Origin of the sequence: Streptomyces sp. PU-14G, assembly GCF_041028275.1 — a bacterium.
Lineage (GTDB): Bacteria > Actinomycetota > Actinomycetes > Streptomycetales > Streptomycetaceae > Streptomyces.
This window is the reverse complement of the sequence record NZ_JASKYT010000765.1, coordinates 1-485: the sequence shown is the minus strand read 5'-3', so window position 1 is coordinate 485 and position 485 is coordinate 1. Positions and strand designations below refer to the sequence as shown.

At 77.5% G+C, this 485-nt stretch carries 1 protein-coding gene; it reads left to right on the top strand.

All coding sequences use genetic code 11. The features are described from left to right. Window positions 1-78: 78 nt before the first annotated feature. On the top strand, window positions 79-485 hold a 407-nt coding region (locus AB8Z75_RS35215; protein ID WP_369209235.1), incomplete at its 3' end, for a 2'-5' RNA ligase family protein.

Sequence of the window (485 nt, the reverse complement as noted above, 5' to 3'; positions counted from 1 at the left end):
GCCCACGCCCGTCGGGCGCCGGTCCTCCCGCCCGGCCCGCCGCCCGACGGGCGTGGGCCGCCCGTTAGCGTGCTGTGCGTGGACGGTACTCAGGTCGGACAGAACGCCCCGGCCCCACGCGCCGCGCCCCGCACCGCGAGCGGCGGCGGCGGCGGCGCGGACGAGGGCTGGCCTGTCGCCTCCGGTACGACGGCGCTGAGCGTGGCCGTGCCCGAGGCCGACGCGGTGGTACGCGGCTGGCGGGCGCGGTACGACACGGCGGCGCGGTACGGGGGCGCCGCACACGTGACGGTGCTCTTCCCCTTCCTGCACCGCGACCGGATCGGACGCGGGGAACGGTCGGCGCTGAGAGACCTGTTCGCGGCGCGGCCCGCGTTCACGCTCACCTTCGAGGACTGTGCCCGCTTCCCTGGCGTGCTGTATCTGGTTCCCGAACCCGCCGCGCCCCTGCGCGCCCTCACCGCCGAGGTGACCGGACGGTGGCC